Consider the following 8,814-nt stretch of genomic DNA (forward strand, 5'->3'; position numbering starts at 1 on the left):
CGCAGCCCCCTGACCTGCGCCGATCCCACCGCCTAGTGACACGCCCCGTCACCGGGCCAGTCGGTGTTTCCCCAGCTCAACCCCCAGATTCACCGACCAGACGGCTACATCATCTGCGGAACGCGGGCTTCAGCGCTCCGCGTACGACGACGGGGACGAGCGTGCGGACGCCGCCGCGTGGCTCACCGACTACCTGCTGGAGCGGGGAGGTGAGGCTGCGGTGATGGACGTACTGAATGAAGGACACCAGGCCGGGTTCTCGAAGGACACCCTGAAGCGCGCCAAGGCGAGGGCCAAGATCCGCTCCGAGAAGGCCGACTTCGATGGCGGCTGGGTGTGGCGTATCCGCCAGAGGACATAGGAAGGGAGCACCCAAGGGAGCGAAGGGAGCGGCACTCGCGACGTCGCTCCCTTCGCTCCCTTCGTGCGCTCTCCGTCGGATCCAGGGGAGGCTTACTGCTGGACGATGTGGATGTCGGTGCCCTCGCCATCGGCAGCACGCGCTGCGTTGTCGAGATGGGCTTGGTCGTGGAGCTCCTTGGCCCAACTCCAGGCCGTGCTGGGGTTGCGCAAGTAGAAGCGGTGACGAGAGTCCCCGTGGGGGATCGGTGTGAGCAGGCCGAGGGTCACGAGGGACTTCAGCGGTCCTTGCAGGTTGCTGATGGTGACATTCAACTGCTTGGCCAGGTCGGTCAGCGCGACGAACCCGTCCTCAGCGTCAGCGATCGCGAGCATGACCTCCAAGCGGTAGCGCTGGCCGAACGCGGCCTGCGACTTGTCCCGCAGAAAAACCCGATCTAGTGACGCCACACCGTCATCTTACGACATTTTCGTTACGACATCCTCGTAAGATCCAGCGCACACGACGTGTCGTAGTTACCGCGGACAGACAGGAAGCAGTCATGGGTAGTCGCTCGACGATCGAGTGGACCGAGGTCACCTGGAACCCCACGACGGGGTGTGACCGGATCTCGAAGGGCTGTGACAACTGCTACGCCCTGGCGCTGGCCAAGCGACTCAAGGCGATGGGCACTGAGAAGTACCAGAACGATGGCGACCCGCGCACCTCCGGTCCCGGGTTCGGGGTCGCGCTGCACCCGGACACCCTTGACCAGCCCTACCGGTGGCGCAGTCCGCGGGTTGTGTTCGTCAACTCCATGAGCGACTTGTTCCACGCCAAGGTTCCGCTGGAGTTCGTGCGCAGGGTCTTCAAGGTCATGGCTGACACGCCGCAGCACACTTACCAGGTGTTGACCAAGCGGTCGGCCCGCCTCCGTAAGCTTGCGGACAAGCTGGACTGGCCTTCGAACGTATGGATGGGTGTGAGCGTCGAGAACAGCGACCAACTGGTCCGGGTCGACGATCTGCGCGCTGTACCGGCTGCGGTGCGGTTCCTGTCGTGCGAGCCGCTGCTAGGACCCTTGACCGAACTCAACCTTGAAGGCATCAACTGGGTGATCACCGGTGGCGAGTCCGGCCCGAACGCCCGCCCGGTTGACCCGGTTTGGGTACGCCAGATCAGGGATGCCTGTCAGGAAGCAGACGTCGCGTTCTTCCACAAGCAGTGGGGCGGCCGTACTCCGAAGGCTGGCGGCCGCGAACTCGATGGCCAAACCTGGGACGAGATGCCCAGATTGGCCGCGACCCACTGATCTGCGGTCTGCCTTAGTCAGGCTCGTCGGATCGTCTGCTTCTCAAGTGGCTTGCCGGTGTCGCGGCGGACCAGCAGGCCATCCGCAGACAACCGATCCCACGCCTGCCGAAGGTGCTTGCCGTGGGCAAGCCCCAGCGTGATGCCGAAGATCGCAGCCATGTCCTCGCAAACATCAAGTCGCTCATGGGTGCCGATGAGTTCTCTGAGATTGTCGACGATGGCGTCGATCCACCGCTTCTTCAACCGCTCCTCGTCGCGAGCGTGTTCTTCTTCGGTCGCCTGAGGAACCAGCGTTCCGGAGAATAGGTCCTCCTGGCCCGTGCTGGCTTCATGGGCTAGGCGCCTGGAGAGCGCGAACTGGTGGTTTGTCTGCCGCCAAGTCGCGTTGGCCTTCGCTGCGGCCTCGGCGATGCACCACTTGCCGTGGGGGTGGAACGTGAAGTGCACCAGCCAATAGACCGGAACATCCTGCTCCAGGGTGTTCCACACCGGTATCAGCGTCGCTCGGCACCTTTGCGACATCCCTAGCTGCGGTCGGGTACCCACCGCCTCGCACACCCGGCGGGCGTACTCATCGACCAACCTGCCGACCGCATGTCCTCCGGAGTCGGCCTCTAGGTATACCTGGCGCCACCAAACACCACCGAGGACCGAGTCCAATCGCTTCAAGGTGGTCAACTGCTGCGCCGTAGGCCGGTCGGCCTTAAGGAAGCCGCCCGCGCGGGAGAAGGCCATGGACATGAAGTTCAGCAGGATCTCGGTCTTGCTGCCACGGCCGTTGCGGGGACGCTTGAGCACACGCACGACCTCGTCGAAGCTAGGGCCCAGGCCGTAGGGGTCGATGAACATGAACAACGGCGCGTCTCCGGCGAACTCCAACGCCTCGTCCAGATGGTCGCTGGCCTTCCCGCGCCGCGCCTTCCACAGCGCCCCAGATGGCATCCTCTCCTCCAGCACCCGCTCCAGGTGCCGATGGTGACTTCGTCGCGCCTCGACGAACATGCACGCGATGTCCCTGTGCGCCGCCCCGGACGCCGCCAACATCCCGGCCACGTTGCCAGCGATCAGCAGCGGACTGCCCTCCGTGCCGTCCTTGTACCTACCGGGCCCGGCATGGGTGTCCACGTAGGCCAAGCGCTTGCCCACTTCAGTCGACCCTGCCTTGCCCGCGAACCGCGGGAAGTAGCTCTTCAACAGGCTGTGCTTGAACACCGCCGCTGCCTTCTTGGACACGAAGAACCGATCGCTGTCAGGCCCGGCCTCATTGCCTATCTCCCCACCGGTCTCACCGCCGAGCTGGTAGTCGGCCAGTTCCTCGGCGGTGAGGTCGTCCTCCGCGTCCCCCTCGGTGGTGCCCGAGTCGTGCTCATCGGTGTTCATGCGCACCCTCCCGCGTCGTTACCGGGGTATCGCTGTGTGACCGTCTACGCTACATGCGTGTGATCTGGGTCACGCACGTATGGGATGGTATGCAGCGCCGCCGCGAGGTTGCGGCTCGGTTGGTCTGGACGGCTCCGGTCGGTGAGTCACTGCTGGGATAGGGTTTTTCGCAGCTGGGCGAGCGCCTGGTGTTGAGCTACCCGGACCGCATTCGGTGTCGACCCGACCACATCGGCGGTCTCCTCTGCGGATAGGCCGACGACCACGCGCAGCACCAGGATCTCCCGTTGCTTATCCGGCAACAGTTTCAGCAGTTGGGCCATGCGCTCGGACATTTCGACCTGTGCTGCACGCTGCGGCTCTTCCATCTCGGTAGGAGGGACGCTCGACAACTCCGGCGCCGTGTCGATCCCCTTGCGCAATGCTGTTTGATGGGCGGTGGCGACTTTGTGCGCCGCGATGCCGTATACGAATGCCAGGAAAGGGCGGCCTTGATCGCGGTAGGTGGGGAGTGCCCTCAATACCGCAAGGCAGACTTCTTGGGCCACGTCATCCGCCGAGATGAAGGAGCGATCCCGACGGCCGATTCGGGCGCGACAGTACCGAACCACCAACGGTCGGAGATGTTCTAGCAAGCGGCTCACCGCCACGCGGTCCCCTTGGGCGGCATCGGTCACAATGACGACCAAGTCCGTGGAGAGCTCCGAGTGGCCCTCTGCGTAAATTTCGCGAAGTCCATCGGTCGGGCGCAGTGTCGCTGCGTTTTCGACCGGAGGCCGCTCGGCAAGCTGCACAGGAGCGGAAAAAGCTCGGACAAGAGTGGCACCAACGGTCTGAAGTTCCTTCTGTTCCTGCACCGCCTGTATGGCCGCCGCATGCGAACGTGCTGCCCGCTGCTTGATTCCCTCTAGCATGTCCTCGGCATCCAGGGATGCCGTCAGGACTGCGCCAATCTCTAGATCGGCTTGCCGCACCAGGGTGGCGAAGGCGTCGTCAGGGTGCGTCATGGTGAGCACCTCCCTCGCTAACTGCGGTCGCGCGAATTCGTTCTTCAGTGTTTAGGAGTTCACGTATCCGGTTTTTCGCATGCCGTAGGTTCGACGCCACGGTAGTGACCTGCATCTCAAGGCTCTCGGCGATCTCTGTATTGCTGAAACCGTCCAGGTGCCAGGCTGGGACCAGTCGTTGCTTGTCTGGCAATACGTCTAACAGTGCGAGCAAGCGTTTTGTGGAGTCAAGTGTTGCGTCGATTTCGGGAAACGGGTCTGCCTGTTCGAGGGTGACAAAACCGCCTCGGACCGAGCGGAGCACACGTTCTTTATCGCGTTGATTCTGACGTCCTGCGACACGCTGCGCGACGGTGCGCACGTATGCTTTCGGGTATTGGATCTCGATCCATCCCTGGTAGGCGCAGAACATCGCTTCGGCAGCCGCATCGCGCGACTCCTCTAGCTCGTAGCCCGCTCGCACCAGGAACATGATCAACGGTTGCAGCTCGGCATTGAAGAAGTTGTCGAATTTGTCAAGGGTGCAGGCCACGCTTCACCACGCCACCTCTCGCTCGCTGTGTCCGGTCAGTATGGAGTGGCATGAGGGGCCGTCGATGTGCAACGAACCTTCAATCCGACGGCGAGCGACTACCTCTTCGTTACGCACCGAAGTGTCACGCACACTCCTAGTAGAGCGATCAAGCTGGCCGTCAACGCCGTCACCACGATCGATCGGGTCGTCATGTAGATGCCGCCCAAAGCTGTGGTCATCGTGGTCGACAAGATCACCAACGCCTGGACGGCTGTACCGGACTGATCAACTTGCCGATCTGCTCGATCTTGCCGGGTGTCGGGGTCGTTGCCCGTGTCGTGGTCGTTGGTCATGTGAATAGGTGCCTTGACGTGATCACGATGTGCAACCGAGTGTCAGGCTTGTCAGCCGCCACACAGCAACACCGAGAGGCTCTGGTCGGAACACGTCGATGATCACGTCCATGGACAGCGCCCTGGGCTGCTGACTTCGGCATATGGGTGAAGGTTGATCGTTTGGCCGTGCCGTCGTGCTGCCTTGTGGCGTGAATCGGTAACCATGGGTGTTGTCGGGGATCGGGGTCGGGGTCGGGAGGCGCGGAGGCAGTGGGAGCCAGGAAGACGAGGTTGTGGACGGCGGCGAGCGCGGCTCGTGCGGTGCGGGACGCCCGGATCGAGACCATGCGATTTCTGCGGGATACGCCGATTGCGCGGGCTTGGCAGGCGTCGCGGATGCCGTCGGACTTCCAGGTCACGCGGGCCCACTTGAGCACGCAGACCGACGCACGGACGGCTCAGTCGGTGGCGTCGTCGTCGTTGCACCGCTACCTGGACGCCACCGCCAGGGTGTCGTCGTGACCGACATCCGCCCCGCGGAACTGCCGGACATCCGCGCCGAGATCATCACGTGGCTGGACGGCGCCAGGGCGGCCGAGCTGTGGTACAGGGCAGCCGCCACCGGCCACTACGACTGGCCTCCCCTCAGATCCAGCACCGCTCCGTCGGTCGCCGGAAGCACCCTGCGGGCCACGGAAATCCGCCGCCTGCGGGAGGCCGTCCTGTTCTACGTCGCCGCCGACATGGTCGAACTCACCGACGCTGCGGCAGGCTCGATCCCGGACTTCCAGCTCGCGTCGGAGGACCTGCCCTCCGAAGTCGGACTCATGGTGTTCCAGCGGCCGATCGCCTCGATCTCGCTGGACGACGACACCCAACTCGGTATCGCCGCCGTGTGCTGGGCCCGGATGCCCGGACACAATGCCGTGCTCCTCGGCTCGACGTACCTTGATCGGGTCGAGGCGGCCCCGGTCTTCGACCGCATCGCGCCGAACCGGCAGACGGCCACGACCGAGCCGCGTCTGGTGTACGCACACGGCGCCGAGTTCACCTGGCCATTCGGCGACAACGAGGGAACAGCATCGGGACCGCTGAACTTCATGACCACCCTGGCGCCCAGACTGCGTGCCGCATGGCTGCTGATGCGGCAGAAGCCCCTGGTGGACACCAGCGAGGTGCAGTTGCCACGTTCGACACGCAGGCGCCTTCTACGCGACGGCCTCGAACCGCGAGCTGTCCGCCTCGTCGAACTCCGGCGCCCCAGGGCCACGGGGAACACGGACGAATCGGCCACGGCCCGCGAATATCACCACCGGTGGATCGTGCGAGGTCACTGGCGACAGCAGTGGTATCCGACTCGGCAGGTGCACCGGCCAGTGTGGATCGCACCCCATGTGAAAGGTCCTGATGATGCGCCTCTGCTCGGAGGCGAAAAGGTCAACGTGTGGAAACGCTGAGCGTTTGGCCTTGAACTCGACATTTTTCTCCACCAACGGTCTCGCGGCGTCAGCCGAGCCAGCCGTGGCGCCGCAGTGTCGGGGCGCGGCGGGCGCAGTGCGGGGAGCAGTACCGGCGCCGGGCCCGGCGTGCCGCCTCGTCGAGCCCGGTGCCGCAGACCGGGCAGCAGCCGACCGCGATAGGGGTAGCGAGTCGGCCACGAGGCGGTCGACGGCGGCTCGCTGCTCGGGAGTCGGGACGCCGTCGGCCGGGCAGCCGGGTGGGCGAGCAACGTGGCGAACACCGCGCGGAACTCGGCGAGGTCGCGGCGGCGGGCTCCGAATAGACGCAGGTAGTCCTCGATCGGCCAGCTGATCACAGCGCCGGCGCGGGTGAGGTACACGCCGACCGCGTCGATCTCGTAGCGGTCGCTGAAGTCCATCAGCGCGTAGCCAAGCAGCTGGTGCATGGTGACCTTGGAGAACTCGTCAACGCGGCGGGTGCTCTTGAAGTCCAGCAGCAGGCCGTCGACGACGAGGTCGGCGTCTGCGGTGACGTGAAGGCTGCCGTCGAATGTCGGGCCGGGGTGGCAGCGATCCAGCGTCGAGGCGGCGCGCAGCATGGCGAGCGAGCTGTCCTCGGCGAGATTTAGCTGCGCCAGCACGTCGTTGACGAGATCGCGGTGCGGGATCGCGAGCATGCGCGGCAACGTGAGCGCACCCGGGTCGGAGCTCACCGCCTTGAACAGTGGCGTGTCGGCGAACGCGATCGGCACCCGGTACAGCAGGGCGTACCAGGCGGCAACGAGCAGCATGCGCGCCAGGCGCTCCTCGTCCTCATCGGCACGCGCGATCGGCTGGCTCCGGTCGTCGAGCGCGAGACCGGCGACGAGCGTGCTGATCGCAGCGATCAGATCGCGGCCGAGAGCGGCCAGCACGGTGTACGGGTCTGTGCGGCGGCCGCGGAGCCCTCGTGCGGGTGCGAACTCGCTGCACATCAGGACGCCCGCTCGCGTCGCAAGGTCGACCGGGGCGGCGGAGGTGAACGCCAAGCGCAATCGCTGATCGATAGCCGTGCCGACCGTGCCGGCCTCGAACCCCACGCCGTCCCCGGGCAGCACCAGGCGCGGTGCCCGTAGTCGGGCACGGTAGGTCGCGCGCAACGGCCGGGTGCCCGCGGATAGCTCGCGATCCAGAAACAGCCGCAGGGGAGTCTGGGGTGACGCCAGTCCCGACGTGAGGCTCATGGCCGGACGGTAACGCCGTGGTCAGCCGCTGATGGCCTGGATCGCCTGCATGCCGAGGCCTGTGATCATCTCAAGGGTGATGGTCGCCCCGGCCGTCTTCAGCGTCTGGAGGATGCTGTCGATCAGATTCCGCATCCGGCCACGATCCGGGGCCGCGGAGCTTGCCTCCTGGTGCAGGTCCTCGGCCTGGGCGTCGACGGCCTGCTGGGCGGCCTCGTCCAGCCCCAGTACGGGCAGGGTCTGGCGGACGGCGCCAGCGAACTTGAGCACCTCGGTGGTGTCGAGCCCGGAGTTGACGTTCTGCTGGACGTTGGAGCTGGCGTTGGTGATGTTGCCGACGCTGTCGGTCATTGTGATCGTCGTGTTGTTGTGGGTCGTGTGGTTCGTGGTGGAGTGCCCACCGCGGTTGAGGTACTGGTTCACGTCTCCCTCGAAGTGGATCAGACAGTCGCGACCCGCAGTGGTGATGGTGGGGCGAAGGGTGCCGTCTTCGCCCTGCCAAGTCCGCATAGCGGTGATCAACTTGTGCTCGTAGAGGTAGGCGGCCTCCTTCTCCACCTCAGCCTTGGTGAAGTCGGTGCCCTGGTAGCGCACTCCATCGCCGGCGAGGAAGCCGCTCCAGTCCGCGACGCCGGGGTTGCCCTCCAGCCAGCGCAGCATCCTGGTCCACAGTGTGCCCAGGCGATGGGCCGGGCTGTTCCGCTCGGCGAGCAACCGCTGGGCTTTGGCCAGACCGGTGCCGGTGAGAAGGCAGTCTGGTTCCCCAAAAGTGGAGCAGTCCTTGGCCCAGCCTGCGTCGACGAGATAGTCGACGATCAGATGACTGTTCTGGATGTCGATCCCGCTCTGCTCCAGGTAGGCGGCGACCTCGTTCTGCTCGCTCTGTCCCAGGTGTTCGAGCAGTCCTCGCGCGTGTTGCTCGATGTCGATCCTCATGCGGCGTTACGCCCTCCGTGTGCGCGGACCACATGAGCACGAAGCTTTCCGGTGGTCTGCGAAACAGATTTGACCGTAGACAGTATCGAACATCCGTTCCCTTGCCATCTCGACACGCGCAGATCGCCAGCCCAACGGTCACCCACCAGGTTGGCGGGAGTCCTCTTGACCGCTTGACGGGACTTGACCCTGGATGTTGGACACCAGACACACTTGGATCCTGACGATCCGGGTGGACAGGAGTCCCGTTCAGATGGTGATGAAGCACTACCCGCCGGAGTTCCGGGCCGAGGCGGTCGCGCTCT

General features: G+C 64.9%; 9 protein-coding genes. 3 read left to right on the top strand and 6 right to left on the bottom strand.

From position 1 onward, the window contains the following. Nucleotides 1-223 precede the first annotated feature (223 nt). The gene (locus FM051_RS48975; RefSeq protein ID WP_158854716.1) at nucleotides 224-361 is read left to right on the top strand and encodes a hypothetical protein; all 138 of its coding nucleotides are present in this window, start codon (nucleotides 224-226) and stop codon (nucleotides 359-361) included. Between the two features lie 92 nt (nucleotides 362-453). Here the strand turns inward: FM051_RS48975 and FM051_RS48980 are convergent, their stop codons facing one another. Then, complete coding sequence (locus FM051_RS48980; RefSeq protein WP_202919509.1) at nucleotides 454-810, bottom strand: hypothetical protein; 357 nt, start codon at nucleotides 808-810, stop codon at nucleotides 454-456. A 92-nt stretch (nucleotides 811-902) separates the two neighbouring features. On the opposite strand from FM051_RS48980, the gene FM051_RS48985 reads away from it, so the two are divergent. Further along, complete coding sequence (locus FM051_RS48985; RefSeq protein WP_158854718.1) at nucleotides 903-1,652, top strand: DUF5131 family protein; 750 nt, start codon at nucleotides 903-905, stop codon at nucleotides 1,650-1,652. Between the two features lie 17 nt (nucleotides 1,653-1,669). Here the strand turns inward: FM051_RS48985 and tcmP are convergent, their stop codons facing one another. The 3 genes from tcmP to FM051_RS49000 form a co-directional block, all read right to left on the bottom strand. Beyond that, nucleotides 1,670-3,034, bottom strand: coding sequence for a three-Cys-motif partner protein TcmP (tcmP, locus tag FM051_RS48990; protein ID WP_158854720.1), 1,365 nt, complete (start codon nucleotides 3,032-3,034; stop codon nucleotides 1,670-1,672). 146 nt (nucleotides 3,035-3,180) lie between these two features. Continuing rightward, nucleotides 3,181-3,723 (bottom strand): RNA polymerase sigma factor ShbA, encoded by a 543-nt coding sequence (gene shbA / locus FM051_RS54395; RefSeq protein WP_238413248.1) that lies wholly within the window; start codon nucleotides 3,721-3,723, stop codon nucleotides 3,181-3,183. Between the two features lie 304 nt (nucleotides 3,724-4,027). Beyond that, complete coding sequence (locus FM051_RS49000; RefSeq protein ID WP_158854722.1) at nucleotides 4,028-4,573, bottom strand: sigma-70 family RNA polymerase sigma factor; 546 nt, start codon at nucleotides 4,571-4,573, stop codon at nucleotides 4,028-4,030. A 587-nt stretch (nucleotides 4,574-5,160) separates the two neighbouring features. Between FM051_RS49000 and FM051_RS49005 the strand changes: the two genes are divergently transcribed. Continuing rightward, nucleotides 5,161-5,412: a hypothetical protein gene (locus FM051_RS49005; protein WP_158854724.1), complete on the top strand. Its 252-nt coding sequence runs from the start codon at nucleotides 5,161-5,163 to the stop codon at nucleotides 5,410-5,412. A gap of 808 nt (nucleotides 5,413-6,220) precedes the next feature. On the opposite strand, the gene FM051_RS49010 is transcribed toward FM051_RS49005, so the two are convergent. Both FM051_RS49010 and FM051_RS49015 read right to left on the bottom strand, forming a co-directional pair. Then, nucleotides 6,221-7,573: a hypothetical protein gene (locus FM051_RS49010; protein WP_158854726.1), complete on the bottom strand. Its 1,353-nt coding sequence runs from the start codon at nucleotides 7,571-7,573 to the stop codon at nucleotides 6,221-6,223. 21 nt (nucleotides 7,574-7,594) lie between these two features. Continuing rightward, nucleotides 7,595-8,509 (bottom strand): hypothetical protein, encoded by a 915-nt coding sequence (locus tag FM051_RS49015; RefSeq protein WP_158854728.1) that lies wholly within the window; start codon nucleotides 8,507-8,509, stop codon nucleotides 7,595-7,597. Nucleotides 8,510-8,814 lie beyond the last annotated feature (305 nt).

The organism is Saccharothrix deserti, assembly GCF_009769385.1.
Taxonomy (GTDB): domain Bacteria; phylum Actinomycetota; class Actinomycetes; order Mycobacteriales; family Pseudonocardiaceae; genus Actinosynnema; species Actinosynnema deserti.